The organism is Streptomyces sp. Xyl84 (assembly GCF_059731885.1).
The window spans coordinates 618,156-643,836 of sequence record NZ_AP029182.1 but is presented as its reverse complement, the minus strand read 5'-3'; the positions used below and the strand labels follow the sequence as shown (position 1 = coordinate 643,836).

The following is a 25,681-nucleotide window of genomic DNA, read 5'->3' as shown; positions in this document are numbered from 1 at the left end:
CCGGGGACGGTGCGGCGCCCGGCATGCTCGTGTGAGCCCTGTACGCGCCCCCCGTCCGCGCGGCAAGAATGCGCCGTGCCGGACGGGCGGTCGACCGAGGGCCCGGCCGCCCGGCACCCCAATTCCAGGAAGGCAGGTCGGCCGCGGTGCTCTTGCTTCTGCCCACATCCGTGTCCGAAGCGCGGCGCTGCGTGGCCGAGGGGGCCGTCCCGATAGGCGGGGCGACCTTGGTGTGGGCCACCTGGCAACGGGACGGGTTCCCCGAACAGGCCATGTCCCTGCGGGAGTTGCCCGAGGCCAACGTCATCGGTCCGGAGACACTGGGCGCCGCGGTGGTGCTGCACCGGATCGACGAACGGGTCCCGGAGGTGCTGCGCCGGGCCGCAGCGACCGTCGGCACCGGGGCCGTGCGCCGGACGGCCACCGTCGGCGGCAACCTCGTGGGCAGCTCGCTGCGCTGCCTGCTGCCCGCCGCCCTCGTCCTGCGGGCCCGCGCCACGGTGCTGGACGCGGAGGGCGTCCGGGAGGCCGGCCTGGCCGAGGTCACGGCCAAGGGGCCCCTCCTCCTCAGCCTCCACTGGCGTACCCCGCTCGCCGGTGCGTACCGCAAACTGCCGGGCGAGGCGGGCGGACCGCCGCCCCTGGTCGTCGCGTCGGCCCTGCACGCCGAGGCGGGGGGAGGCCGTCGTCTCCACGTCGCCGTCCGCGACGGCTACGACGTACGCGACGACAGCGTCGTGTGCGACGCAGGCGCCGCGCCCGCGCTCGACGCGCTGCGGACGACCACCGCCTTCGGGGACCTGTCCGCCGCCGCCTGGGAGGAGGTCCGCGGCCAGACCACGGACCTCCTCGCCGCAGCCGAGGGGGCGTGACCGGAGGGGCCGACGGGCGGGGTGTGACGGACGGCCGGTGTGACGGACGGCGTGTGGCTTGTCCGGTGCGACCGGCCGGGCCCGGGGACCTCTTTGCCGCCGTCTCGCCGTCTCGCCGACTCGCAGTCCAGCCGTCCCGTCCGGCGTGACCGCGCGATGGCGGCCAGGATGGGCGGCCGGGCAGAATCACCCCCGTGACGCTGACCACGGGGGACCTCAACCGGGCCACGCTCGCCCGCCAACTGCTGCTGCGCCGGGAGCCGTTGGAGGTGCCCGAGGCCGTACGCCGGGTGGTCGCGCTGCAGGCCCAGCACGCCGCCTCGCCGTACGTCGCCCTGTGGAACCGGCTCGACGGGTTCCGTCCGGAGTCGCTGGACGCCGCCTTCACCGGCCGTACGGTGGTCAAGGCCACCCTGATGCGCGTCACCCTGCACGCCGTCCACGCCGAGGACCGCCCGGTGTTCCGCAGGGCCCTGGAACCGACGCTGTACGCCTCCCGGCTCGGCGCCCGTTTCGCGGCGGCCGGGCTCACCCCGGCGGACGCCGGGGAACTCCTGCCCCACCTGCTGCGGTACGCCGAACAGCCGCGTACCGCGGGCGAGCTGGAGGCGTGGCTCGGACAGCGGCTCGGCGGTGAACGGAAGAAGGGTGCGTGGTGGGGGATGAAGGGGTACGCGCCGCTGCTGCACGCGGTCACCGGCGCGCCCTGGTCCTTCGGCGACCCCGCCTCCTACGTGGCCGCCCAGCCGGAGCCCGGGCCCATGGGCAAGGAGCCCGACCAGGAGGCGCTGCGCACGCTGCTCCTGCGCCACCTGGCGGGATTCGGCCCGGCCTCGGTGGCCGACATGGCCCGGTTCGCCCTGGTGGGCCGGTCCTTCGTCCGGCAGGCGCTCCGCTCGCTCGACGGCGCCGTCGAGGAACTCCGGGGCCCAGGGGGCACCGTCCTGTTCGACCTTCCCGGCGCTCCGCGCCCGCCCGCGGACACTCCCGCACCGCCCCGCCTGATGGCGATGTGGGACAGCGTCCTGCTCGCCCACGCCGATCGCAGCCGGGTGATCCCCCCGGCCTACCGCCCGCACGTGATCCGCGTCAACGGCGACGTGCTGCCGACCCTGCTGGTGGACGGCCGGGTGGCCGGCGTGTGGCGTACGGCGGACGGCGGGGCCGTCGAGATGAAGGCCTTCCACGCACTCCCCGCGGCGGCCTGGGAGGCGCTGGAGGCCGAGGCCCGCTCCCTCCTGGACCTGCTGGCCGCCCGCGAGGCGCGGGTGTACGGCCGGTACGACCACTGGTGGGCGAAACTGCCCCCGGCCGCCCAGGTGCGACGCGTCCCGCCCCGGCCCGCCTGAGTACGGCCCCGCCGCGCCCCGGCTCCCGCGCTCCCCGCCGCGCTCCGTTTCGTTCATGTCATGAATGAACGCCTCCGACCTGACCGGTGACGCGCCCACGGCAGTCCCGTCGCCCTGCCGGCGCCTGCGCGCCCCTCGCCGCGAGCGCGCGATGCGGCTGGTCCTTCGCCGCGGACGGCCGCCCCCCGCCCCCTTCGGCGGCGAGAACGTCACACCGGCGCGGCGCCCCGCGGCTCCGCACCGGCCGCGCGCCCCCGGGTCCGGCGGCACCCCGCCGCCGGACCCGGGGGCGCGGGGCGCTACCGTCCCGGGGGACCTGTACCGACTCGTCCCCCGGTGGGCGAAGGAGACCGATACGCATGACGGCGGACGCGATGACCGGCACGTCGCTGCCGACGGGGCACCTGGCGGAGCCGACGGTGGGCAGGCTGCTCACCTCGTGGCAGCCGGACGTGCCCGCCCTGGTCCTGGTGGCCGTCCTCGGCGGACTCTACGGGTGGGGCGTGCTGCGGCTGCGCCGGCGGGGCGGGTCCTGGCCGGTGGCCCGGCTCGCCGCGTTCGTGCTGCTCGGGCTAGGCGCGCTGGTGGTGGCCACGATGTCGGCGCTGGCCGTCTACGACCACGTCCTGTTCTGGCCGGCCGCCGTGCAGAACGTCCTGCTCGACCTGCTCGCGCCGCTCGGTCTCGCCCTCGGTGACCCGCTGCGGCTCGCCGTCGAGGCACTGCCCGGGGAGCGGGCGGCCCGGGTCCGGCGGGCCGTCACCGGCCGGGTCGTGCGCGTGCTGACCTTTCCGCTGGTCAGCACGGCGCTGGTGCTCACCACCGAGCTGGTCGTCTACTTCACGCCGTACTTCGCCACCGCACTGCGGGTGGGCTGGCTGCACCAGCTGATGTACCTGCACCTGCTGGCCGCCGGGTGCCTGTTCGTCGTTCCGGTGCTCACCCGGGAGCAGACCCTGCCCGCCTGGTGCACGCACCCGGTCCGCGCCGCGCTCGTCTTCCTGGACGGCCTCGTCGACGCGGTGCCGGGCGTCGTGGTGATGACCCACGGCACGCTGATCGCCGGCGCCTGGTACCTCCACCACGCTCCCGCCTGGGCCCCCGACGTCCGCCACGACCAGCAGATCGGCGGCGGGGCCATGCTCAGCATCGCGGAACTGGTCGCGCTGCCCTTCCTGCTGGCCGTCCTCGCGCAGTGGGCCCGCGCCGAACGCCTCCAGAACGCGGCACTCGACCGGCGCCTGGACGAGGAGCGGGGCACGGCACTCGCGACGGCGGGCGCCTCGGCCGCCGGCTCGGTGGACGGTGCTCCGGCGCCGCGCCCGGCCGAACCGCCCGCGCCCGAGCGGGTGCGCCCCTGGTGGGAGACCGAGCACAACGAGGTGGCCGACCGGATCCGCCGCCAGCACGGGGACCGCTGAGCCGTCACGGCCCCCCGGGTGACGCCACCGCGGCCGTGAGGCGGACGGACCGCGCGGCCGCACCGCCGCGGAGCCGTCGTACGACCCGGCCACCGCGGTGACCCCGTTCACGAAAGCCTGTAGCAGCCGGACCCCGCGACGTGGGGCGCCGTCGCCGAGCGCCGAGGGCGGCCGAGGGCGTCGAGCGCGGTGACGAGGGTGCCGACGATCTCCGCCTCCTTCCCGGCGGCACCCTCTCTCGGCACGTTCGCGCGCCGCTCCCCGCCCGGCGCCCGCACAAGCCGTCGCCCTCGTGCCGCTCCCGTCCTCGTGCCGCTCCCGTCCTCGTGCCGCTCCCGTCCTCGTGCCGCTCCCGTCCTCGTGCCGCTCCCGCCCCGCCCCCTCACCCGATCGGCCCAGCGCCGGCCGGTGGGCCGCGTCGCCGGTGGGCCCGGCCCGCCGGTCCGGCGCGGTGGCTTCCGCCCGGGCCGGCGCGCGGCGCCGCGTGCGTGCGGGGGGCGTACGCCCCGCCCGCGCAAGGTGCGTGAAGGCGTCCGGCGCCCCCGGTCCGGCGCGCGCCGGAAAAGGCACCCTTGCACACTGCAAGGGCGGGTACCCGGGGGAGCGTCGGCGGCACGGGCCCGCCGCCCCGGCAGGGCCGGCGACCGGCCACGGAGCCGGCAGGCCCGGGTCGCCGGGGACGCCTCGCACGGTCCAGGAAGGCGGTTGCCGCTGATGAGTCGTACACCCCCGCTCGACGCCCCCGCGGTGGACGTCGCCGCCCTGGAGGCGGCGCTGCGCGAGTCCGTGGACGCCGAGGTCCGGTTCGACGCCGGGAGCAGAGGCGCGTACGTCACGGACGGCTCCAACTACCGCCAGGTGCCGCTCGGCGTGGTGGTGCCCCGCACCGTGGAGGCGGGCGCGGAGGCGGTCGCGGTGTGCGCCCGGTTCGGCGCCCCGGTCCTCTCCCGCGGCGGCGGCACCAGCCTGGCCGGGCAGTCCACGAACACCGCCGTCGTCATTGACTGGACCAAGTACTGCCACGCGCTGATCTCCGTCGACCCCGACGCCCGCACCTGCGTGGTCGAACCCGGCATCGTCCTGGACGAGCTGAACCGGCGCCTTTCCGACCACCGTCTCCAGTTCGGCCCCAAGCCCTCCACCCACAGTCACTGCGCGCTCGGCGGCATGATCGGCAACAACTCGTGCGGCGCGTCCGCGCAGGCGTACGGCAAGACCGTCGACAACGTGCGCCGGCTGGAGATCCTCACCTATGACGGCCTGCGGACGTGGGTGGGTCCCACCTCCGAGGCCGAGCGGGCCCGGATCGCCGCCGAGGGCGGCCGCAAGGCCGAGATCTACGCCGGCCTCGACCGCATCGCCACCGAGTACCTGGCCGACATCCGGCGCGGCTACCCGAAGATCCCGCGCCGGGTCTCCGGCTACAACCTCGACTCGCTGCTGCCCGAGAACGGCTTCGACGTCGCCCGCGCGCTGGTCGGCAGCGAGGGCACCCTGGTGACGGTCCTGCGGGCCGAACTGGAACTGGTGCCGGTGCCGCCGTACCAGTCGATCCTGGTCCTCGGCTACGAGGACATCTGCCAGGCCGGGGACGACGTCTCCCGGCTGCTCGAACACTGCTCGCCCAGCCAGCTGGAGGCCCTGGACGGGCGGATGGCGCAGCTGATGCGCGAGGAGGGCGCCTACCTCGACTCCCTGCGGGTCCTGCCGAAGGGCGACAGCTGGCTGCTGGTGCAGTTCAGCGGGGACAGCCAGGAGGCAGTCGACGAGCAGGCGCACGCTCTGCTGCGCGCCCTCGGCCGGGGCGAGAAGGACCCGGACGTGGCCTTCTCCGACGACCCGGAACGCGAGCAGGAGATGCTCAAGGCCCGCGAGGCCGGGCTCGGCGTGACCGCGCGGCCCCCGGACGACCGGGAGACCTGGGAGGGCTGGGAGGACTCCGCCGTGCCGCCCGAGCGCCTCGGCGACTACCTGCGCGACCTGAAGAAGCTGTTCGAGGAGTTCGACTACGACCACCCCTCGCTGTACGGGCACTTCGGTCAGGGCTGTGTGCACACCCGGATCCCCTTCGGGCTGAAGACGGCCGAGGGCGTCGCCGACTTCCGGCGCTTCCTGGAGCGCGCCGCCGACCTCGTCTCCTCCTACGGCGGGTCGCTGTCGGGCGAGCACGGCGACGGCCAGTCCCGGGGCGAGCTGCTGGTACGGATGTTCGGGCCGCGCCTGGTGACCGCGTTCGGCGAGCTGAAGAGGCTGTTCGACCCGGGCAACCGGATGAACCCCGGAAAGATCGTCGGCCCGAACCCCGTCGACAGCCGGCTCCGCCTCGGCGCCGACTGGCGGCCGGCCACACCCGAGACGCGCTTCGGCTACCCGGAGGACGACCACTCCTTCACCCGGGCGGTGATGCGCTGCGTCGGCATCGGCAACTGCCGCAGCCACGAGGGCGGCGTGATGTGCCCCTCCTACCGCGCCACCTGGGAGGAGGAGCACTCCACCCGGGGCCGGGCCCGGCTGCTGTTCGAGATGCTCGACGGCCACGCGGACTCCACGGTCACCGACGGCTGGCGCTCCACCGAGGTCAAGGACGCGCTCGACCTCTGCCTGGCCTGCAAGGGCTGCAAGTCGGACTGCCCGGTCAATGTCGACATGGCCACCTACAAGGCCGAGTTCCTCTCCCACCACTACGAGGGCAGGCTGCGTCCGCCCGCCCACTACTCCATGGGCTGGCTGCCGCTGTGGGCCCGTCTCTCCCGCCTCGCCCCCTCCCTGGTCAACACGCTCCTGCACGCGCCCGGCCTGTCCCGGGCGGGCAAGGCGCTGGCCGGGGTGGCCGAGGAGCGGCAGGCCCCCGTGTTCGCCCGGCAGTCCTTCCTCGAGTGGTGGCGGGAGCAGGACGCCGAGGAACCCGACCCCGCCGACCCGCGGACCGTGGTGCTGTGGCCCGACACCTTCAGCACCTACTTCCACCCCTCCATCGCGATCTCGGCCGTACGGGTGCTGCGCGACGCGGGCTTCAAGGTCGCCGTCCCCACCGAACCGGTGTGCTGCGGCCTCACCTGGATCTCCACCGGACAGCTCGACACCGCCAAGAAGGTGCTGCGCCGCTCCCTCGACGTGCTGCGCCCCTACCTGGACGCGAGCACGCCGATCATCGGCCTGGAACCCTCCTGCACGGCCGTCTTCCGCTCCGACGCGACCGAGCTGATGCCGGCCGACCTGGACGTCAAGCGGCTGGCCGGGCAGGTGCGCACCTTCGCCGAGCACCTGGTGCACCACGCCCCCGACGGCTGGCAGCCGCCGAAGCTGGCCCGGCAGGCCACCGTGCAGACCCACTGCCACCAGCACGCGATCATGAAGTTCGACGCGGACCGGGAACTCATGCGCCGCGCCCACCTCGACGCCGACGTCCTGGACGAGGGCTGCTGCGGCCTGGCCGGCAACTTCGGTTTCGAACGCGGCCACCACGAGGTCTCCATGGCCGTCGCGGAACAGGGCGTCCTGCCCGCCGTCCGCGCGGCCGCCCCCGACAGCCTGGTCCTCGCCGACGGCTTCAGCTGCCGCACCCAGATCGAACAGGGCGGCACCGGCCGCCGCGCCCTGCACCTGGCCGAGGTGCTTGCCCTCGGCCTGGACGGGAACCTGCCCCAGGAGCAGCCCGAACGGCTGGCCACCCGGCCCGCCGAACCGTCCCGCGCGGCCCGGTGGGCGGCCACCGCGGGCGTCGCGGCCCTGACTGCGGCGGCCGTCACCGCGGCCGGCCGGACAGCCGTCCGCTCCCTGCGCCGCCCCTGACCCGGCGCCCTGACCGAGCCCTGAGAACGCACCCTCCGGAAAGGTTTTCCGCACATGTCGAAGAAAGTCTCCGACCACCTCCTCGAGCGTCTGCGCGACTGGGGTGTGGAGTATGTCTTCGCCTACCCCGGCGACGGCATCAACGGGCTGCTCGCCGCCTGGGGCCGGGCCGACGACAACCCCCGGTTCATCCAGGCCCGGCACGAGGAGATGGCCGCGTTCGAGGCCGTCGGCTACGCCAAGTTCTCCGGCAAGGTCGGCGTGTGCGCGGCCACCTCCGGCCCCGGCGCCATCCACCTGCTCAACGGCCTCTACGACGCCAAGCTCGACCACGTCCCGGTCGTCGCGATCGTCGGCCAGACCAACCGCAGCGCCATGGGCGGCTCCTACCAGCAGGAGGTCGACCTGCTGAGCCTGTACAAGGACGTGGCCTCCGACTTCTGCGAGATGGTCACCGTCCCCGAGCAGCTGCCCAACGTGCTGGACCGGGCGATGCGCACCGCCATGGCCCGCCGCTCGGTGTGCGCCGTGGTCATCCCCGCCGACGTGCAGGAACTCGACTACTCGCCGCCCGAGCACGCCTTCAAGATGGTCCCCTCCAGCCTCGGCATGCCGCACTACGCGCCGGTCCCCTCCGACGAGGACCTCACCCGCGCGGCCGAGGTGATCAACGCGGGCGAGAAGGTCGCGATCCTCGTCGGGCAGGGCGCGCGCGGGGCCCGGCAGGAGGTCATGGCGGTGGCCGACCGGCTCAACGCCGGCGTCGCCAAGGCGCTGCTCGGCAAGGACGTGCTGGACGACGAGCTGCCCTACGTCACCGGGTCGATCGGCCTGCTCGGCACCAGGCCGTCGTACGAGATGATGGAGAACTGCGACACGCTGCTCGTCATCGGCTCCTCCTTCCCGTACACCCAGTTCATGCCGGAGTTCGGGCAGGCGCGGGCCGTGCAGATCGACATCGACCCGCACATGGTCGGCCTGCGCTACCCGTTCGAGGTGAACCTCGTGGGCGACGCCCGCGAGACGCTGACCCGGCTGCTGCCGCTGCTCAAGACGAACAAGAACAAGAGCTGGCGCAAGACCATCGAGAAGGACGTCGCGCGGTGGTGGGAGGTGATGCAGCGGCGGGCCGCCGTCGACGCCGAACCCATCAACCCCGAGTACGTCGCGCACGCCCTGAGCGACCTGCTGCCCGACGACGTCATCCTCGCCTCCGACTCCGGCTCCGCCGCCAACTGGTACGCCCGCCACCTCAAGCTGCGCGGCGCCATGCGCGGTTCGCTCTCCGGCACCCTCGCCACCATGGGCCCCGGAGTGCCGTACGTCATCGGCGCCAAGTTCGCGCACGGCGACCGCCCGGCGATCGCCCTGGTCGGCGACGGCGCCATGCAGATGAACGGCATGGCCGAGCTGATCACCATCGCCAAGTACTGGCAGGAGTGGCAGGACCCGCGCCTGATCATCGCCGTCCTCAACAACCAGGACCTCAACCAGGTCACCTGGGAGATGCGCGCCATGGCCGGCGCCCCCCAGTTCCTGCCCTCCCAGTCGATCCCCGACGTCGCCTACGCCGACTTCGCCCGCTCGCTGGGCCTGAACGGCATGCGGATCGAGGAACCGGACGGCGTCCGCGGCGCCTGGGAGACGGCGCTCAGGAGCGACAAGCCCTGCGTACTGGACTTCGTCACCGACCCGGCCGTGCCGCCCATCCCGCCGCACGCCACCCTCGACCAGATCGAGGCCGCCGCGACCTCCGTCCTCAAGGGCGACAGCGACCGCGCCGGCATGGTCCGCCAGGGCTTCAAGGCCAAGGTGCAGGAGTTCCTGCCCGGCGGCCGGCACCGCTCGGACCGGCCGGGCGCCGAGGAGGGCCGGTGAGGCACGGTCCGGTGACGGCGGGGGCGGGCGCCGCGGTGCCCGCCCCCGCCGCGCAGACCCCCGCGACACACGGTGAGGCCCCGCGGACATGAGCACCACATCCTTCCCCCCGCACGCGCTGCACGACTACGCGCTGCTCGCCGACGGCGAGCGCGGCGCCCTCATCGGCCAGGACGGCGCGGTCAACTGGCTGTGCGCGCCCACCTGGCACGACGACGCCGTCTTCGCCTCCCTCATCGGCGGCCGGGGCGTCTACGCCGTCACCCCGCGCGGCCGGTACGTGCCCGGCGGCTACTACGAGGAGGGCACCCTGATCCGGCGCAGCCGCTGGATCACCACCGACGGGGTGATCGAGTGCCGCGAGGCCCTCGCCTTCCCCGGCGAGCGGGACCGCCTCGTCCTGCTGCGCCGCTTGATGGCCGTCGACGGCACCGCGCACGTGCGCGTCGTCCTCGACGCGCACGCCGACTACGGCCGCGCCCCCTCCGCCGTCCCGCACCGGGACGACGACGGCGTCTGGCACCTCGACTCCGGCCGCCACCGGCTGCGCTGGCAGGGCGCCCCGGCGGCGACCGTCCGCGCCGAGGGCCTGACCGCCGACCTGGTCCTGGCACCCGGCGAGCGCCACGACCTGGTCCTCGAATGCTCCGACGCGCCGCTGCCCCGCACCCCGCCCCGGGCCGGCCACGCCTGGGCCGCCACCGAACAGGCCTGGCGCGGCAGCGTGCCCGCCCTGGACCGGACCGTCGCCCCGGGCGACGCCCGCCGCGCCTACGCCCTGCTGCGCGGGCTGACCACGCACGGCGGCGGCATGGTCGCCGCGGCCACCACCAGCCTGCCCGAACGCGCCGAGGCGGGCCGCAACTACGACTACCGGTACGTGTGGATCCGCGACCAGAGCCTGGCCGGGCAGGCGGCGGCCGCCGCGGGCGCCCCCGAACTCCTGGACGCCGCCGTCCGGTTCGTGCGCGAACGGCTGCTGGAGGACGGCCCCGGCCTCGCCCCCGCCTACACCGTGCACGGCCGGCCGGTCCCCGGCCAGCGCGAGCTGGACCTGCCCGGCTACCCCGGCGGTTCCAGCCGGATCGGCAACCACGTCGAGAAGCAGTTCCAGCTGGACTGCTTCGGCGAGGCGCTGCTGCTGTTCGCGGCCGCCGAACGCGCCGGCCGCCTCGACGCCGACGGGCGGCGGGCCGCCGAGGTCGCGGTCCGGGCGATCGCCGAACGGTGGCGGGAACCCGACGCCGGCATCTGGGAACTGGACCCCGAGCACTGGACCCACAGCCGGCTCACCTGCGTCGCCGGGCTGCGCGCCCTGGCCGCGGCGGCACCGCGCACCGCGGGGACCGGCACCTGCGACCGGCTCGCCGACACCCTGCTCGCCCACACCGCCGCCACCAGCGTCCACCCCGACGGCCACTGGCAGCGCACCCCCGGCGACCCCAAGGCCGACGCCGCGCTGCTGCTGCCCCCGCTGCGCGGCGCCCTGCCCGCCGACGACCCGCGCACCCGCGCCACCCTCGCCGCCTGCCGCGACCAGCTCGCCCAGGACCACTTCATGTACCGCTTCCGGCACGACGACCGGCCCCTGGAAGAGGCCGAGGGAGCCTTCCTGCTGTGCGGGTTCGCCATGGCGCTCGCCGAGCACCAGCAGGGCAACGAGACCGACGCCTACCGCTGGTTCGAACGCAACCGCGGCGCCTGCGGATCGTCGGGACTGTACGCGGAGGAGTTCGACGTCGCCCAGCGGCAGTTGCGCGGCAACCTCCCCCAGGCCTTCGTCCACGCCCTGCTGCTGGAGGCCGCCGCCCGCCTCCCGGAGGAACCGAGTTCACCGGCACACACCGCCGGGTAAGGAGCCCACCCATGCCCCAGACCGTCGTCATCACCGGTGCCAGCGCCGGCATCGGCCGCGCCACCGCCCGCCTGTACGGCAGGCGCGGCGCCAACGTCGTGCTGCTGGCCCGCGGCCGGGCCGGCCTGGACGCCGCCGCCCAGGAGATCGAGGCGCTCGGCGGCCGGCCCCTCGTCCAGGTCACCGACACCTCCGACGCCGGGCAGGTCGAAGCCGCCGCCGACGCCGCCGAGGAGGCCTTCGGTCCCGTCGACGTATGGATCAACTGCGCGTTCAGCAGCGTCTTCGCGCCGTTCGACGAGATCACCGCCGAGGAGTACGAGCGGGTGACCCGGGTGACGTACCTGGGCTTCGTGAACGGCACCCGGGCCGCGCTGAAGCGGATGCTGCCCCGCGACCGCGGCACCATCGTGCAGGTCGGCTCCGCGCTCGGGGAGCGGGCCATCCCGCTGCAGTCGGCGTACTGCGGCGCCAAGCACGCCATCAACGGCTTCACCTCCTCGCTGCGCACCGAACTCCTGCACCGCGGCAGCAAGGTCCGGGTGACCGTCGCCCAGATGCCGGCCGTCAACACCCCCCAGTTCTCCTGGGTCCGCTCCCGGCTGCCCAAGCACCCCCAGCCGGTGCCGCCGATCTACCAGCCGGAGGTCGCCGCCCGCGGGGTCGTGCACGCCGCCGACCACCCCGGCCGCAAGCAGTACTACATCGGCGCCAGCACCGTGGCCACCGTCTGGGCCAACCGGCTCGCCCCCGCCCTCCTCGACCGCTACCTGGCCCGCACCGGCTTCGACTCCCAGCAGACCGACCAGGTGCCGCCGACCGGCGAGAGCAACCTCTTCGAACCGCTGGACCGGCCCGGGGGCGACGACCGCGGCGCCCACGGCGCCTTCGACGGCTCCGCGCACAGCCGCTCCCTGGAAGCCGCCCTGGCCCGCCACCCCGCCGCCGTCGCCTCCGTGATCGCCGTCGGCGCCGTCGGTGCCGTGGCCGCGAGGGCGGCGCTGGGCAGGGGCGCCCGCCCCGACGCCGCGTGAGGAGACCGCGATGACCCTGACCGAACGCCCGCACCACCTCCTCGACGAGGCGACCGACATCGTGGCCCTCGTGGGCGGGGTGACCCGCGGCCGGGCCCGTGCCGTACTGCGCGCGATGGCCGCGCACACCCGCATCAAGGAGCAGCACGTGGCCGAACTCGTCGTCGAATGGGCGACGTCGGGACGGCTGCCGGCCGACCTGCTGCACGAGCTGAGACACCAGCTCGACACCGGGCGCGGCGCCCCGGCCCCCGGACCGGCCCGCTGACACGAGGGCGGTGCGCGAGGGGACGGGACCTTGGGACAATCCCTGCCGGGCGCCGTTGTCCTCTGCAATGATGCTCCGCGCCTGATCGTTTCCGCCCGTCCGGGCGGAGTGGCGGAAGGGGGACACCATGGCACAGCGTGACACCGACCGGGGACGGGCCCGAGCCGGTGGCCGCTTCGGGCAGGCCGCGCTCGACCGTGAGGCCGAGGAGCTGAGCGTGGCCGTGATGGCCGCGTCCCGGCTGTTCGTGGCGATCTCCGCCCGCGCCCTGGCGTCCACCGCGGACTCGCTCACCCTGCCCCAGCTGCGGGCCCTGGTCGTGCTGGACACCTGCGGACCGGTCAAGCTGGTCGTGCTCGCCGCCACCCTCGGCGTCAACCCGTCCACCGCGCTGCGCATGGTGGAACGCCTGGAGGCGCTCGACCTCGTCGACCGCAGGACCAACCCGGCCAACCGGCGCGAGGTCGTGCTGAGCCTGACCGGCGGCGGCCACGAACTGGTCACCCGGGTCCTCGCCCAGCGCCGCGCCGAGATCCGCCGCCTGGTGCAGCGGCTGCCCGCCCAGGAACGCGCCGCGCTGGTCCCCGCCCTGCACGCCCTGACGGAGGCGGCGGGGGAGACGGCGGTGGACGCCTACGACGACGCGCACAGGGACCGCGGCATCGTGGACGACGCCCTGGACCCGGCCGCCCCGCCGGACACGTGAGCCCGGCTCACCGGGTCGGGCGGGCCGCCTGCCGGGCCCGGTGATCGCGGGTCAGCGCGCCGATGACCCGGCGGGCGACGGCGGCCATGTACGGATGGGTGCCGCGGTAGTGGCGCAGTTCCTGAAGGGCGGTGGACAGCGCCCAGCCGCGGCCGCGCGCCCAGGCCGCCGCGTCGGCGCCGGCCGCCGCCCGGAAGACGTCGCGGGCCCCGTCCGCCACCACGTACCAGGCGGCGATCAGGTCGACGGCGGGGTCGCCGAGGCCCAGACAGCCGAAGTCGATCACCGCGGTGAGCCGGCCGCCGGACAGCAGGACGTTCCCCGGCTGGAGGTCGGCGTGGATCCACACCGGCGCTCCGGCCGGCCCGGGAGCCCGCAGGGACTCCTCCCAGACGGCGGCCGCCGCGCCGGCGTCGATCTCGCCGCGCAGCGCGGCCAGCGCCGCCCGGGTGTCCGTGTCCCGGTCGGCGAGGGGTTCGCTCCGGTAGGAGGGCGGCCCGCCCGCCGTGTCGATCCGGTGCAGGGCGGTGACGAACCCCGCGAGGTCCACGGCGAGCCGGGCCGGGTCGCCGCCGTCGTCGTCCCCCGGCGGCCGCCCCTCCAGCCACCGGTAGACGGACCACGGCCACGGGAATCCGCCGGCCGCGGCGCCCGCGCCCAGCGGTACGGGGACCGCCACCGGCAGGGCGGGCGCCAGCCGGGGCAGCCAGGTGTGCTCCTTGGCCACGTCGAGGGCCGAACCGGCGGTCCGGGGGAGCCGTACCACCATGTCCTGGCCCAGCCGGTACATCACGTTGGAGGTACCGGCCGAGGCGACCGGGGCGAGGGGGAGCCCGGCCCAGCGCGGGAACTGCCCGGCGAGCAGCCGGCGCACGCGCGGGACGTCGAGGACCGGCTCGCCGGGGTGCAGGGCGGGGGTGTCGGTGTCGGCGCACATGGTCGGCAAGCAAACGAGAGCGGCCGCCCGGCGGTCAACACGTTTTCGGTGCCGCACCGCAGGACCAGCGGCCTCACGCCGGGGCGGCCCCCCGCGTCCACGGCCGGCGCACGCACCACCTGACGCTCCATCAGCTGCGTCAGCTCTGTGGACCGTCGTCCCCTCACGGTCCCGCCGCCCGGCCGCGCCCCGCGGCTGAGCCCATCCGCCCGGCCCCGAAGGATCCGTCACAGCGGTGGACGTTCCGCACTCCGGGCCGAGCGAGAGCCCCTCCCGCCACCGCAACGGCACCCGCCGTCGCCGCCGGGGCTCCTGGTCACCGGGTACCCGGCGGCACCCCGGACGGGTCATCCCGACGAGCCGACCCGTGGGGCACCCGCTGCAATGGACGGGTGACCGCGCCCCCGGACGACTGCCTCGCGCGCAACGAATGGATCTGCGGTGCCTACCTGAGCACCCGGCGGCACGTGCTGCTCGACGCCGTGCTCCAGCACCTGCGCCTGACCGCCCTGGCCGTGCTCATCGGGCTCGTCGTCGCTCTCCCGCTGGCCGTGCTCGCCCGCCGCCTGCGCTGGACGGCGGCCCCCGTGCTGGCCCTCACCACCGTCCTCTACACCATCCCCTCACTGGCCATGTTCTCCCTGCTCCTGCCCCTGTACGGGCTGTCGGCCACGCTCGTCGTCGCGGGCCTGGCGCTGTACTCGCTCACCGTGCTCGTCCGCAACCTCCTCGCCGGGCTGCGCGCGGTGCCCGAGGAGACCCGGCAGGCGGCCCGCGGCATGGGATACGGTCCCGTCCGGCTGCTGCTCGCCGTCGAACTGCCGCTCGCCCTGCCCGCCGCCATGGCCGGACTGCGCATCGCCACCGTCTCGGCGGTCTCCCTGGTCACCGTGGGCGCGATCGTCGGCTTCGGCGGGCTCGGCAACCTCATCTACGCCGGCATGAACACCTACTTCAAGGCCCAGGTGCTCACCGCCTCCGTGCTGTGCGTGGTGATCGCCGTCGCCGCCGACCTGCTCCTGCTCGGCGTCCAGCGGGCGGTCACCCCATGGACCCGGGCGGCGCGCCCGTGACCCGCGCGGCGGGGGAGGGGGTCCCGCGCCCATGAGCACGCTCACCGACGCCTGGGGATGGCTCACCGACCCCGCGCACTGGACGGGCGAGGACGGCATCGCGCACCGCCTGCTCCAGCACCTGCTGCTCACCGTCGTCTGCCTGGCCGTCAGCTGCCTGATCGCCCTGCCGGTCGCGCTCGTCCTCGGCCACCTCGGCAAGGGTGGAGCCCTCGCCGTCAACATCTCCAACGCCGGCCGCGCCGTGCCCACCTTCGCCGTCCTCGTCCTGCTGCTGCTCACCCCGGTCGGCCGGTGGGGCGAGGGACCCACGGTCGTGGCCCTCGTCCTGTTCGCGGTGCCACCGCTGCTGACCAACGCCTACGTCGGCATGCGGGAGGTGGACCGCGACGTCGTGCGGGCGGCGCGCGGCATGGGGATGACCGGCGGCCAGAGCCTGCTGCGCGTCGAACTGCCCCTCGCGCTCCCGATGGTCCTGAACGGCGTGCGGATCGCCGCCGTGCAACTCGTCGCCACCGCCACCATCGCCGCCCTGGCCGACGGCGGCGGCCTCGGCCGGATCATCACGGCCGGCTTCAACCTGGCCGACACACCGCAGGTGGTGGCGGGCGCCGCCCTCGTCGCCGCGTTCGCGCTGGCCGTCGAGGCCGCCTTCGAGGCCGCCGAGCGGCTGGCCCCCCGACGCGGCCGGGGCGGCACCCGGTGACAGCCCCCGCCGTACGCCCGCCGGCCCTGCTGCTCCTGCTGCTCCTGCTCGGCCCGCTCGCCGCCTGCGCCACCGGCCCGTCCCTGGAGAACCGCGGCCGGGTCACCGCACCGCCCGGCGACAGCAGGCACCTGACCGTCGGGTCCGCCGGCTTCACCGAGAGCGACCTGCTCGCGCAGATGTACGCCCTGCTCCTGGACCAGGCCGGGTACACGACGTCCCTGATCAGCGTCGCCAACCGCGAGCTGTACGAACCGGCCCTGGAGTCCGGCCAGATCGACGTCGTCCCGGAGTACGCGGCCACCTTCGCGGACTGGCTGAACGCCAAGACCCACGGCGCCGACGCGCCCCCGGCCGGCTCGCCCGACCTCGCCGCCACCATGAAGGCCCTGCGCGCGCTGGCCGCCCCCCGCGGCCTGGCCGTCCTCGACCCCGGCCGGGCCGTCGACCAGAACGCCTTCGCGGTGAGCCGCGCCTACGCCCGCGCGCACGGCCTGAAGACCCTCGGCGACCTCGGCGCCTCGGGCCTGAAGGTGCGGCTCGCCGCGGGCGACGAGTGCGTGCGGCGGCCGTACTGCGCACCGGGCCTGAAGAAGACGTACGGCATCGACGTCACCGGCGTCGACCCCAAGGGCGTCGGCACCGTCCCCGCGAAACAGGCGGTGGCGAGCGGCCGCGACCAGCTGGTGCTCACCACGACCACGGACGCCACCCTGGACGCCTTCGGTCTCGTCCTCCTCGCCGACGACAAGCACCTGCAGAACGCCGACTACGTCGTCCCCGTCGTGAACCGCGCCCGCGCCGGGGGCCGGGCGGTGACCGAGGTGCTCGGCAGGCTCAACGCCGTCCTCACCACCGCCGACCTCGCCGCGCTGAACCAGCGGGTCGACAGCCGGCGCCGCCTGCCCTCCGACGTGGCCCGCGGCTACCTGAAGGAGAAGGGCCTGCTGAAGTGACCCGGCGCGGACGTCCTCGACGCGCCCGGCGTGACCGGTGCGCGCCTTCGCCCCCGGCCTGCCGCCCGGCGCGCGGGTCAGGCGTCCGCCACCGAGTCGAAGCCGACCTGCCCGCGCGGCACCCCGCGGGCGTCCGCGTCCACCGAACGGCGCAGCGCCTCGTGCAGCTTCGCCGGGGTCAGCACGCCGAGGAAACGCGCACCGTCCAGCACGGCGACCCAGCCCGCGTCGTGCTGGAGCATCACCCCGAAGGCCTGTTTCAGCGGGGCGCCCACCGGCACCCACGCGTTCATCCGGTGCGCCAGGTCACCGACCGCGCCGCCCGCGCCCAGCGCGTCCAGACCCACCCAGCCGTGCAGGTCCCCGAAGGTGTCGAGGACCACCGCCCAGCGGGCGCCCGCGGCCCGCAGCCGCCCGGCCACGCGCGCGGCCGGCTCGTCGAGCCGGGCGATCGGCGGCTGCTCCAGATCGCCTCGTTCGACCGCCGTCACCGACATCCTCTTCAGACCGCGGTCGGCGCCCACGAACGAGGCGACGTACCCGTTCGCCGGGGTGCCCAGCACCGCGGCGGGCGTGTCGAACTGCTCGATGCGCCCCTGCCCGTACACGGCGATGCGGTCGCCGAGCCGCACCGCCTCCTCGATGTCGTGCGTGACCAGCAGCACCGTCTTGCGCACCGCGGCCTGCATGCGCAGGAACTCGTCCTGCAACTGCTCGCGCACCACCGGGTCCACCGCCCCGAACGGCTCGTCCATCAGCAGCACCGGCGGGTCCGCGGCCAGCGCCCGCGCCACGCCGACCCGCTGGCGCTGACCGCCCGAGAGCTGCTCCGGGTAGCGCGGCCCGTACGTCGCCGGGTCCAGGCCCACCAGCTCCAGCAGCTCGGCGGCCCGCGCCCGCGCCCTCGCCCGCTTCCAGCCGAGCAGCGCGGGCACGGTGGCGGTGTTGTCGAGGACCGTGCGGTGCGGGAAGAGACCGACCTGCTGGATGACGTAGCCGATCCGGCGGCGCAGCCGTACCGGGTCGACGGCGGCGACGTCCTCGCCGTCCACGAGGACCCGGCCCGAGGTCGGTTCGACGAGCCGGTTGACCATCATCATGGTGGTGGTCTTCCCGCACCCGGACGGCCCGACCAGGGTGACGAGTTCGCCCTCGGCCACCTCCAGGTCGAGGCCGTCCACGGCCGTGGTCCCGTCCGGGTACCGCTTGGTGACCTGCTCGAACCGGATCATGCATTCACGCTAGCCGCGCCCCTCACTCCCCGCTCACCAGCACCACCTCCAGGGTGCGCGGTCCGTGCACCCCCTCCACCCGGTCCAGCTCGATGTCGCTGGTCGCGGAGGGGCCGGAGATCCAGGTCAGCGGGCGCCGCGGATCCAGGCGGGCCAGGGCCTCGGGCACCGAGGAGACCACCTGGCCCGGGACGCGGACGACGCAGACGTGATGGTCGGGGACGAGCGTGATCCGGCGGCGGCCCTGGTCGGCGGAGCCGTCCAGGACGATGGTGCCGGTCTCCGCGACGGCGACCGCGCAGCCGGTGACCACACTGTCGACGCGGTCCAGTTCGCGCGGCGAGCTGTCCGGCCGGTCCTCGACCCGCGTCACCCCGGCCCGCGCCGTCCACGCCTCCTCCAGGCCCGGCGGCACCAGGACGGTCGCCGAGCCCCGCTCGGCGAGCAGCCGGGCGATCAGGGCGGGCAGCCCGGCCGCGTCGGTGCGGTGGACCAGCGCCCGGTAGTCGGCCAGGTTCGCGGCCAGCAGCTCGACCGTCGCCGGGACGTCCAGGTCGCCGTGCCGGCGCAGATAGTCCCGGGCGACCGCCTGCTCGTAGGGCGGGTCGTCGGGCGGTACGTCCGCCAGCGCGCGCCGCACCCGGCCCAGGATCCGTTCCCTGCTGCTCACTTCGTTCCCTCCTCGCCGCCGTGCGTCCGCTGCCACCAGTCCCGGAACGGCTCCGCGGGCAGCGCCGGCAGGTCCCGGGACCCCGTCCAGGCCCGGCCCGGACCGGGCAGGGTGCGGGGGTGGAGACGGCGGGTGCGCGACGCCAGCCGCTGGCCGCCGCGCAGCAGGGCCGGGTGGGTGAGGGCGAGGCGGGCCGCGCGCATCGCCGCCCGCTCGGCCCGGTGTCCCCGGGCGGGCCTGAGCACCACCTTGTTGCCCTCGCGGGTCGCCCCGCCGCCCTGTGCGACCCGTTCCCGCAGGTGCACCAGGACCTCGGGGATGTCGATGGCGACCGGGCACACCTCGTAGCAGGCGCCGCACAGCGAGGACGCGTACGGCAGGGAGGCGTCGATCGCGCTGCCGGTGCCGCGCAGCTGCGGGCTGAGGATGGCGCCGATCGGTCCCGGGTAGACCGAGCCGTACGCGTGCCCGCCGGCCCGCTCGTAGACCGGGCACACGTTCAGGCAGGCCGAGCAGCGGATGCAGCGCAGGGCCTGCCGGCCCACCTCGTCGGCGAGGGTGTCGGTGCGCCCGTTGTCGAGCAGCACGAGGTGGAAGGTGCTCGGGCCGTCCCCGTCGGTGGTGCCGGTCCAGGTGGACGTGTACGGGTTCATCCGCTCGGCGGTGGAGGAGCGGGGCAGGGTCTGCAGGAAGACCTCCAGGTCCTGCCAGGTCGGCACGATCTTCTCGATGCCGACGACCGAGATCAGCGTCTCGGGCAGCGTCAGGCACATGCGTCCGTTGCCCTCGGACTCCACGACCACCAGCGTGCCGGTCTCGGCCACCACGAAGTTGGCGCCGGAGATGCCGACCTTGGCGCGCAGGAACTTCTCCCGCAGGTGCAGCCGGGCTGCCTCGGCGAGTTCGGCCGGCGTGTCGGTCAGGCCCTCGGGGGCCGGGCGTCCCCACTCCTTCATCTCGGAGCGGAAGATGTCGCGGATCTCCCCGCGGTTGCGGTGGATCGCGGGCACCAGGATGTGGGACGGCCGGTCCTTGCCCAACTGCACGATCAGCTCGGCGAGATCGGTCTCGTAGGCGCGGATGCCCTCCGCCTCCAGTGCCTCGTTGAGCCCGATCTCCTGGGTGGCCATCGACTTGACCTTGACCACCTCGCTCTCGCCGGTCGCCCGGACCAGGCCCGCGACGATCCGGTTCGCCTCGGCCGCGTCGACCGCCCAGTGGACGGTGCCGCCGGCCGCGGTGACCGCCTCCTCCACCTGCACCAGGTAGCGGTCCAGGTGGCGCAGCGTGTGGTCCTTGATGCGCCGTCCCGCCTCGCGCAGCCGCGCCCAGTCGGAGACCTCGGCCACCGCCTTGGCCCGCTTGGCGCGGATGGTGTGCGTGGCGTGGCGCAGGTTGCCGCGCAGCGTCGCGTCGCGCACAGCCTCGTGCGCGGCCGCCGGGAACGCCGGCATGCCGACGAACGTACCGCTCATGCCAGGGGCTCCTCTTCCGTGCTCGCCAGGATCTCCGCGATGTGCACCGGCCGCATCCGGCTGCGCAGCCGGGTCATCGTCCCGCCGATGTGCATCAGGCAGGAGTTGTCGGCCGCGCACAGCACCTCGGCGCCGGTCGACTCGGCGCCGCGCACCTTGTCGGCGCCCATCGCCGCGGAGACGTCGGAGTTCTTCACCGCGAAGGTGCCGCCGAAGCCGCAGCACTCCTCGGCGCCGGGCAGCTCCACCAGTTCCAGCCCCTTCACGGCCTCCAGCAGCCGCCGGGGACGGTCCCCGAGACCCAGCGCGCGCAGCCCGTGGCAGGTCGGGTGGTAGGTGACGGTGTGCGGGTAGTACGCCCCCACGTCCGTCACGCCCAGCACGTCGACCAGGAACTCGGTCAGCTCGTACGTCTTCGGCACCACGGGCGCCAGCGCCCGGGCCAGCGAGTCCCCCCGCCCCTCCGCCCGCGCCCGTTCGCCCATGCGCGGATACAGCTCCCGCACCATCGCCCCGCAGGACCCGGACGGTGTGACGATCGCGTCGTAGTCCCGGAAGACATCGGAGAACTGCCGGGCCAGCGGCTCCGCCTCGTGGCGGTACCCGGTGTTGTAGTGGGCCTGCCCGCAACACGTCTGCCCCAGCGGGAAGTCCACCCGGACGCCCAGTCTGGCCAGCAGTTTCACCACCGCGCGGCCGGTGTCCGGATAGAGCGTGTCATTGACGCAGGTCAGGAACAGGGCGACACGCATCGCGGCTCCTTGTCGTCGGTCATCGGACGGGTGAAGCGTAGTCAGGCGGGCAGCGGGGCGGGAGACCCGGGACCGCTCCGGGCGTGGCGGTCCGGGCGCTCCGCTCCCGGAGGCGGCGGCCGGCTCCGGTCCCGGCGGGGCGGCAGGCTGCCCCGCTGCCGGCCCGGCCCTGGCCGGGCGACCTCACGGTGCGGTGCCGAGCCGGGCCCCGGCCGCCCGCCACGCCGCCACGCCGCCGCGTCGCCGCGCGGCTCGTACCGCGTCAGCGACCGGGTGCGGGCCGGCAGGCGCCGCATCCCCGCCCGGTCACCGACGAGCCCGTGCGCCCGGGCCTGCACCAGCACGTTGCCGAAGGCGGCGGCCTCGGCGGGCCCGGCCACCACCGGCAGCCCGCACGCGCCGGCGGTCAGCCGGCACAGCAGCGCGTTGCGGGTGCCGCCGCCGACGACGTGCACCACGTCGACGGCACGGCCGGCCAGACGCTGCGCCTGCTCGACGGCCCTGCGGTGGTACGGCACCTCGTGGACGCCGGGCACCGCTCCATCGCCTACGTCAGCGGGCCGCCCGGCCTCAACCAGGTCCGCGACCGCCGCACCGGCGCCCTGAACGCGCTCGCGGAGGCGGGACTCGGCCCCGACGTGCTGCGCGAACTGCCCACCGAACGCCTCGACGTCGCCGCCGCCGGGACGCCGGAGCACGGCTGCTCGGCCTCGCCGACCGGCCCACCGCCGTCTTCTGCGCCAACGACCTGCTCGCCCTGGGCGTCCTGCAGGCCATGTACGCGGCCGGCGTCGACATCGAGTTCGCCGCCGCGGCGGCCGTCCCGCTCACCTCGGTCCGCCGGCCCGCCGTCACCCTGGGCGCCCTCGCGGCCGGACTGCTGCTGGAGGAGACGGAGACCAGGGGCGGCCCCGAGGCGCACGAGCACCGGCGGGTGGTGCTCCATCCCGAACTGGTGGTCCGCAGCTCCACCCTCCCCGGCCGCTGACCGGCCGTTCAGCACGCTTCCCCCTCCCGCCGGCCCGGGGGCCCGGCGGCATGTGCTCCACTGGGACGCGGCCGTAGCACCTCCGTCCTGGGAGAACCGTTGACCGTCAGCTACCACCAGCCCGGCGTCGTCCTCACCGACCGCTTCTTCACCGTGCCGCTCGACCACGACGACCCGGCGGGGGAGACGATCCAGCTCTACGCGCGTGCGGTGGCCGCCCGTGACAAGGCCGACCGCGACCTGCCGTGGCTGCTCTACCTCCAGGGCGGCCCCGGCTTCGGGGCGAACCGGTTCATCGGCAGGCAGGCCTGGCTCGGCCGGGCCCTGCAGGAGTACCGCGTGCTCCTCCTCGACCAGCGCGGCACCGGACGCTCCACCCCCGCCAACCGCCAGACCCTCCCGCTGCGCGGCGGCCCGGCCGCACAGGCCGACTACCTCACCCGCTTCCGCGCCGACTCCATCGTCCGCGACTGTGAGGCGATCCGCCCCGAGGTCACCGGCGGCGCGCCCTGGACCGTCCTGGGCCAGAGCTTCGGCGGCTTCTGCGCCGTCCACTACCTCTCCACCCACCCCGAAGGCCTCGACACCGCCCTGATCACCGGCGGCCTGCCCGCCCTGGACGCACACGCCGACGACGTCTACCGCGCCGCCTACCCGCGCATGGAGCGCAAGGTCGCCGCGCACTACGCCCGCTACCCGCAGGACGTCGCCCGCGCCCGCGAGATCGCCGAACACCTCCTCACCCACGACGTGGTGCTCCCCGGCGGACACCGGCTGACCGCCGAGGCCTTCCAGTCCCTGGGCATCATGCTCGGCGGCGCGGACGGCAGCCACCGCCTCCACTTCCTGCTGGAGCAGGCGTTCGTGCCCACCCCCGGCGGGCCGGCCCTCTCCGACGCCTTCCAGGAGGAGGTCCGCGGCGCGCTGTCCTACGCCGCCCACCCGCTCTACGCCCTCGTCCACGAGGCCATCTACGCCCAGGACAGCCGGCCCACCGCCTGGTCGGCCGAGCGGGTGCGCGCCGAGTTCCCCCAGTTCGACGCGGCCAAGGCGCTCGCCGGGGACGGGCCGCTGCTGTTCACCGGCGAGACCGTGCACCCCTGGACGTTCGACTGCGACCCCGCGCTGCGCCCGCTGCGCGAGTGCGCCGACCTGCTCGCCGCCCGCACCGACTGGCAGCCCCTGTACGACCCGGCCCGGCTCGCCGCCAACGAGGTCCCGGTCGCCGCCGCCGTCTACCACGACGACATGTACGTCGACACCGGCCACGCCCTGGCCACCGCCCGCGCCGTGCGCGGTCTGCGCACCTGGGTCACCGACGAGTTCGAGCACGACGGGGTGCGGGCCGGCGGCCCCCGCGTCCTCGACCGGCTCCTCGCCCTCGCCCGCGACGACGCCTGACACCGGCCCGCCGCCCGGGCGCCGGGGTGCCGCGACGAGAACGCCCGGTGACGGCGTGCCGCGGGCGAGAACGCCGGGTGCCGGGGGGCCGGCCGGGCCGGCCCCCCGCCGGCCCGGCGGGTCAGGGCTTGACGAGGACCTTGAGCGCCTTGCGGTCGGCCATGTCCTGGTAGCCGGCCGGGACGCCGTCGAGGCCGGTCGTGGCGTCGAAGACCCTCCCGGGCCGGATGGTGCCGTCGAGGATGTCGGGCATGAGTTCCTCGATGTAGGCGCGCACGGGCGCGGGGCCTCCGGCGAGGCGGACGTTGTGGCGGAAGAGGCTGCCGAAGCCGACGGGCGCCTCCTCGTACTGGGGGACGCCGACGCGGCTGATCACGCCGCCGGGGCGGACGGCCCCGAGGGACTGCTCGTAGGCGGGCATGTTGCCGACGCATTCGAGGACCACGTGCGTGCCGTGCCCGCCGGTCAGCTCACGGACGGCCTCGATGCCTTCCTCACCGCGGGCGGAGACGACGTCGGTGGCGCCGAACTCGCGGCCGAGGTCGGTGCGCGCCTGGTGGCGGCCCATGAGGATGATCTGCTCCGCGCCGAGCCGCTCGGCGGAGAGGACCGCGAGCAGGCCGACCGCGCCGTCGCCGACCACGGTGACGCGGGTGCGCTCGCCGACACCGCCCGCCACGGCGGCGTGGTAGCCGGTGCCGAGGACGTCGGAGAGGGTCAGCAGGGACGGGATGAGGGCGGAGTCCGCCGCGACGGGCAGCTTGACCAGGGTGCCGTCGGCCAGCGGGACACGGACGGCCTCGGCCTGGCCGCCTTCTTCCGGCTCGCCGTCCCAGAAGCCGGCCTGCGGGTGGGCGCAGGAGGTGTGCAGCCCCTCGCGGCAGAACTCGCAGGTGTTGTCGGAGATCGCGAACGGGGCGACGACGAGGTCGCCGCACTTCACGGTGGTGACCTCCGGTCCGGTGTCCTCGACGATGCCGATGAACTCGTGGCCCATGCGGGCCGGGCCGTCCTCGGGCTTCATCGAGCCGTAGGGCCACAGGTCGCTGCCGCAGATGCAGGACGCGGTGATGCGGACCAGGGCGTCGGTGGGCAGCTTGACGGCGGAGTCGGGGACGTTCTCGACGCGGACGTCGCCGGCGCCGTACATGAGGGTCGCGCGCATGAGGTGCTCTCCAGTGCGGGGAATCGTGTGCTTCGAAGGTGCTGGTCGGTGGTTCATGGGCGAGTGCGCGCCCCGGCCGTTCTCAACCCTGACGGGCACGGTCGGCGGGCGCACCCGGAAGCTCCCCCGAGACGGCCGCCGTGGCGCGGCGGCGGTTCAGGGCGAGGACGGTGGTGGGGATCAGGGTCAGAGCGGCGATGGCGGTGCCGACGACGGCGGGGCCGGTGGGGCCCGGGCCGGAGCCGAGGGCCCGGCCGGCGGTCCCGGAGCCGGCCGCGGTGCCGAGGCTGAACGCGGAGACGGTCAGGGCGGAGGCTAGGGTGGGCGCCTTGCCGGCGTACCGGACGGCCAGGGCCATCAGGACCGGATTGGCGCCCAGGCCGAAGAAGCCGAGCAGAGCGACCAGGACGACCGCGACGGGGGCGGAGCCGGCCAGCAGGACGATCGCGAGCAGCAGGAGGGTGGCGCCCGCGGCGGCGGCGGTCACCGTGTGGGGGCGGTCACCCAGACGGCCGCCGGCGATCTCGCGGCCACCCCCGCCCGGCCGGCGGAGTCCGGCCGGCTTCGCTGAGCCGGCCGTCCACGGGCCTCCACCCCCGCGACCCGGCCCGCGTCCGCCGGGCCGGTCCCCACCCACCGCCGTCATCCACCTGCCCCGGTCCCGCGCCGACGCCGCACCGTGGGCGGACACCGCGCGTCGTGGCGCCGGCGACCCGGGGAGGCAGCGGCAACGATGGACATCTGTCCCACGACCGACAGGGATCTCGGCGTCTTCGCCACACCGTCCACGCCGCGTTCGGGCGCTTCCCGGAAACCCCCGTCGAGGGCGGCGGACTCCGGTGGCCGGCGCTCGAGACGGACCGCTGCCTGCTCGCGCTGACGCGGGACGGGCGGCCCGTCGGCACCGCCGCCGCGCACTCCTTCGAGCTGACCCTGACCCGCGGGAACCTCGTCCCGGCCGCCGGACGGGCCCTGCCGCGTCCGTGCCTTCCTGACCGCGAGCGCCGAGGCGGGGGCCGGCCGGTTCGGGGGTGAACCGGCGGTGACGTTCGCATCGGCCGGCCGGTGACGCCGTCCTCGGCCTAGGATGATCGACCGGAGGCGGCGGGACACCGCGCCGACGGACAGGGCGCAGGGGCGAGCCGGCCGCG

Annotated in this window: 21 protein-coding genes and 3 pseudogenes; 15 read left to right on the top strand and 9 right to left on the bottom strand. The window is 75.2% G+C overall.

The window, feature by feature from the left end:
• The first annotated feature begins 146 nt into the window (after nt 1-146).
• From AC6I72_RS02810 to AC6I72_RS02800, 3 genes are all read left to right on the top strand, one after another.
• The gene (locus AC6I72_RS02810; RefSeq protein ID WP_497999177.1) at nt 147-872 is read left to right on the top strand and encodes an FAD binding domain-containing protein; all 726 of its coding nucleotides are present in this window, start codon (nt 147-149) and stop codon (nt 870-872) included.
• 194 nt (nt 873-1,066) lie between these two features.
• Complete coding sequence (locus AC6I72_RS02805; RefSeq protein WP_497999175.1) at nt 1,067-2,221, top strand: winged helix DNA-binding domain-containing protein; 1,155 nt, start codon at nt 1,067-1,069, stop codon at nt 2,219-2,221.
• 359 nt (nt 2,222-2,580) lie between these two features.
• The gene (locus AC6I72_RS02800; protein WP_497999173.1) at nt 2,581-3,642 is read left to right on the top strand and encodes a cytochrome c oxidase assembly protein; all 1,062 of its coding nucleotides are present in this window, start codon (nt 2,581-2,583) and stop codon (nt 3,640-3,642) included.
• A gap of 107 nt (nt 3,643-3,749) precedes the next feature.
• On the opposite strand, the gene AC6I72_RS02795 is transcribed toward AC6I72_RS02800, so the two are convergent.
• Complete coding sequence (locus tag AC6I72_RS02795; protein WP_497999172.1) at nt 3,750-3,887, bottom strand: hypothetical protein; 138 nt, start codon at nt 3,885-3,887, stop codon at nt 3,750-3,752.
• Between the two features lie 469 nt (nt 3,888-4,356).
• Between AC6I72_RS02795 and AC6I72_RS02790 the strand changes: the two genes are divergently transcribed.
• The 6 genes from AC6I72_RS02790 (at nt 4,357) to AC6I72_RS02765 (ending at nt 13,175) form a co-directional block, all read left to right on the top strand.
• Nucleotides 4,357-7,434: an FAD-binding and (Fe-S)-binding domain-containing protein gene (locus AC6I72_RS02790; protein ID WP_497999170.1), complete on the top strand. Its 3,078-nt coding sequence runs from the start codon at nt 4,357-4,359 to the stop codon at nt 7,432-7,434.
• Between the two features lie 54 nt (nt 7,435-7,488).
• Nucleotides 7,489-9,312, top strand: coding sequence for a thiamine pyrophosphate-requiring protein (locus AC6I72_RS02785; protein ID WP_497999168.1), 1,824 nt, complete (start codon nt 7,489-7,491; stop codon nt 9,310-9,312).
• 88 nt (nt 9,313-9,400) lie between these two features.
• Nucleotides 9,401-11,167: a glycoside hydrolase family 15 protein gene (locus AC6I72_RS02780; protein ID WP_497999166.1), complete on the top strand. Its 1,767-nt coding sequence runs from the start codon at nt 9,401-9,403 to the stop codon at nt 11,165-11,167.
• Between the two features lie 11 nt (nt 11,168-11,178).
• The gene (locus tag AC6I72_RS02775; protein ID WP_497999164.1) at nt 11,179-12,201 is read left to right on the top strand and encodes an SDR family oxidoreductase; all 1,023 of its coding nucleotides are present in this window, start codon (nt 11,179-11,181) and stop codon (nt 12,199-12,201) included.
• 10 nt (nt 12,202-12,211) lie between these two features.
• The gene (locus tag AC6I72_RS02770) at nt 12,212-12,469 is read left to right on the top strand and encodes a hypothetical protein (protein WP_497999163.1); all 258 of its coding nucleotides are present in this window, start codon (nt 12,212-12,214) and stop codon (nt 12,467-12,469) included.
• 127 nt (nt 12,470-12,596) lie between these two features.
• Complete coding sequence (locus tag AC6I72_RS02765; RefSeq protein WP_497999162.1) at nt 12,597-13,175, top strand: MarR family winged helix-turn-helix transcriptional regulator; 579 nt, start codon at nt 12,597-12,599, stop codon at nt 13,173-13,175.
• Between the two features lie 7 nt (nt 13,176-13,182).
• Here AC6I72_RS02765 and AC6I72_RS02760 read toward each other — a convergent pair whose 3' ends face one another.
• Nucleotides 13,183-14,112 (bottom strand): aminoglycoside phosphotransferase family protein, encoded by a 930-nt coding sequence (locus tag AC6I72_RS02760; protein ID WP_497999160.1) that lies wholly within the window; start codon nt 14,110-14,112, stop codon nt 13,183-13,185.
• Between the two features lie 392 nt (nt 14,113-14,504).
• On the opposite strand from AC6I72_RS02760, the gene AC6I72_RS02755 reads away from it, so the two are divergent.
• The 3 genes from AC6I72_RS02755 to AC6I72_RS02745 are packed head-to-tail and all read left to right on the top strand — an operon-like array spanning nt 14,505 to nt 16,847.
• Complete coding sequence (locus AC6I72_RS02755) at nt 14,505-15,185, top strand: ABC transporter permease (protein WP_497999158.1); 681 nt, start codon at nt 14,505-14,507, stop codon at nt 15,183-15,185.
• A gap of 31 nt (nt 15,186-15,216) precedes the next feature.
• Nucleotides 15,217-15,891 (top strand): ABC transporter permease, encoded by a 675-nt coding sequence (locus AC6I72_RS02750; RefSeq protein WP_497999156.1) that lies wholly within the window; start codon nt 15,217-15,219, stop codon nt 15,889-15,891.
• Entirely contained in the window at nt 15,888-16,847 is a 960-nt protein-coding gene (locus AC6I72_RS02745) for an ABC transporter substrate-binding protein (protein ID WP_497999154.1), read from the top strand. The genes AC6I72_RS02750 and AC6I72_RS02745 overlap by 4 nt, the downstream gene beginning before the upstream one ends.
• Before the next feature lie 77 nt (nt 16,848-16,924).
• Here the strand turns inward: AC6I72_RS02745 and AC6I72_RS02740 are convergent, their stop codons facing one another.
• The 5 genes and pseudogenes from AC6I72_RS02740 to AC6I72_RS02720 form a co-directional block, all read right to left on the bottom strand.
• Nucleotides 16,925-18,079, bottom strand: coding sequence for an ABC transporter ATP-binding protein (locus AC6I72_RS02740; protein WP_497999152.1), 1,155 nt, complete (start codon nt 18,077-18,079; stop codon nt 16,925-16,927).
• 22 nt (nt 18,080-18,101) lie between these two features.
• Nucleotides 18,102-18,749: a LutC/YkgG family protein gene (locus AC6I72_RS02735; protein WP_497999151.1), complete on the bottom strand. Its 648-nt coding sequence runs from the start codon at nt 18,747-18,749 to the stop codon at nt 18,102-18,104.
• Nucleotides 18,746-20,224 (bottom strand): lactate utilization protein B, encoded by a 1,479-nt coding sequence (locus AC6I72_RS02730; protein WP_497999149.1) that lies wholly within the window; start codon nt 20,222-20,224, stop codon nt 18,746-18,748. Before AC6I72_RS02730 ends, AC6I72_RS02735 begins: the two co-directional genes overlap by 4 nt.
• Complete coding sequence (locus tag AC6I72_RS02725; RefSeq protein ID WP_497999148.1) at nt 20,221-20,976, bottom strand: (Fe-S)-binding protein; 756 nt, start codon at nt 20,974-20,976, stop codon at nt 20,221-20,223. Before AC6I72_RS02725 ends, AC6I72_RS02730 begins: the two co-directional genes overlap by 4 nt.
• Nucleotides 20,977-21,200: 224 nt before the next feature.
• A pseudogene (locus AC6I72_RS02720) lies at nt 21,201-21,485 on the bottom strand (FGGY-family carbohydrate kinase); the annotation flags it as partial.
• On the opposite strand from AC6I72_RS02720, the pseudogene AC6I72_RS02715 reads away from it, so the two are divergent.
• Nucleotides 21,399-21,964, top strand: a pseudogene (locus tag AC6I72_RS02715) (substrate-binding domain-containing protein); the annotation flags it as partial. The pseudogenes AC6I72_RS02720 and AC6I72_RS02715 overlap by 87 nt on opposite strands.
• 99 nt (nt 21,965-22,063) lie before the next feature.
• The gene (locus AC6I72_RS02710; protein ID WP_497999147.1) at nt 22,064-23,365 is read left to right on the top strand and encodes an alpha/beta fold hydrolase; all 1,302 of its coding nucleotides are present in this window, start codon (nt 22,064-22,066) and stop codon (nt 23,363-23,365) included.
• Nucleotides 23,366-23,486: 121 nt separating this feature from the next.
• Here the strand turns inward: AC6I72_RS02710 and AC6I72_RS02705 are convergent, their stop codons facing one another.
• Both AC6I72_RS02705 and AC6I72_RS02700 read right to left on the bottom strand, forming a co-directional pair.
• Nucleotides 23,487-24,530 carry a zinc-binding dehydrogenase gene (locus AC6I72_RS02705; RefSeq protein ID WP_497999146.1) on the bottom strand — a complete coding sequence of 348 codons (1,044 nt, stop codon included), beginning with the start codon at nt 24,528-24,530 and terminating at the stop codon, nt 23,487-23,489.
• A gap of 82 nt (nt 24,531-24,612) precedes the next feature.
• The gene (locus AC6I72_RS02700) at nt 24,613-25,017 is read right to left on the bottom strand and encodes a hypothetical protein (RefSeq protein ID WP_497999145.1); all 405 of its coding nucleotides are present in this window, start codon (nt 25,015-25,017) and stop codon (nt 24,613-24,615) included.
• 246 nt (nt 25,018-25,263) lie between these two features.
• On the opposite strand from AC6I72_RS02700, the pseudogene AC6I72_RS02695 reads away from it, so the two are divergent.
• A pseudogene (locus AC6I72_RS02695) lies at nt 25,264-25,541 on the top strand (GNAT family N-acetyltransferase); the annotation flags it as partial.
• Between the last annotated feature and the right edge of the window lie 140 nt (nt 25,542-25,681).

Bases quoted from the DNA above. Each gene is read 5' to 3' on its own strand.
- AC6I72_RS02740 (WP_497999152.1), bottom strand. From the start codon at position 18,079: ATGATCCGGTTCGAGCAGGTCACCAAGCGGTACCCGGACGGGACCACG.
- AC6I72_RS02785 (WP_497999168.1), top strand. From the start codon at position 7,489: ATGTCGAAGAAAGTCTCCGACCACCTCCTCGAGCGTCTGCGCGACTGG.
- AC6I72_RS02775 (WP_497999164.1), top strand. From the start codon at position 11,179: ATGCCCCAGACCGTCGTCATCACCGGTGCCAGCGCCGGCATCGGCCGC.
- AC6I72_RS02790 (WP_497999170.1), top strand. From the start codon at position 4,357: ATGAGTCGTACACCCCCGCTCGACGCCCCCGCGGTGGACGTCGCCGCC.
- AC6I72_RS02765 (WP_497999162.1), top strand. From the start codon at position 12,597: ATGGCACAGCGTGACACCGACCGGGGACGGGCCCGAGCCGGTGGCCGC.
- AC6I72_RS02730 (WP_497999149.1), bottom strand. From the start codon at position 20,224: ATGAGCGGTACGTTCGTCGGCATGCCGGCGTTCCCGGCGGCCGCGCAC.
- AC6I72_RS02800 (WP_497999173.1), top strand. From the start codon at position 2,581: ATGACGGCGGACGCGATGACCGGCACGTCGCTGCCGACGGGGCACCTG.
- AC6I72_RS02750 (WP_497999156.1), top strand. From the start codon at position 15,217: ATGAGCACGCTCACCGACGCCTGGGGATGGCTCACCGACCCCGCGCAC.
- AC6I72_RS02780 (WP_497999166.1), top strand. From the start codon at position 9,401: ATGAGCACCACATCCTTCCCCCCGCACGCGCTGCACGACTACGCGCTG.
- AC6I72_RS02770 (WP_497999163.1), top strand. From the start codon at position 12,212: ATGACCCTGACCGAACGCCCGCACCACCTCCTCGACGAGGCGACCGAC.
- AC6I72_RS02760 (WP_497999160.1), bottom strand. From the start codon at position 14,112: ATGTGCGCCGACACCGACACCCCCGCCCTGCACCCCGGCGAGCCGGTC.
- AC6I72_RS02705 (WP_497999146.1), bottom strand. From the start codon at position 24,530: ATGCGCGCGACCCTCATGTACGGCGCCGGCGACGTCCGCGTCGAGAAC.
- AC6I72_RS02725 (WP_497999148.1), bottom strand. From the start codon at position 20,976: ATGCGTGTCGCCCTGTTCCTGACCTGCGTCAATGACACGCTCTATCCG.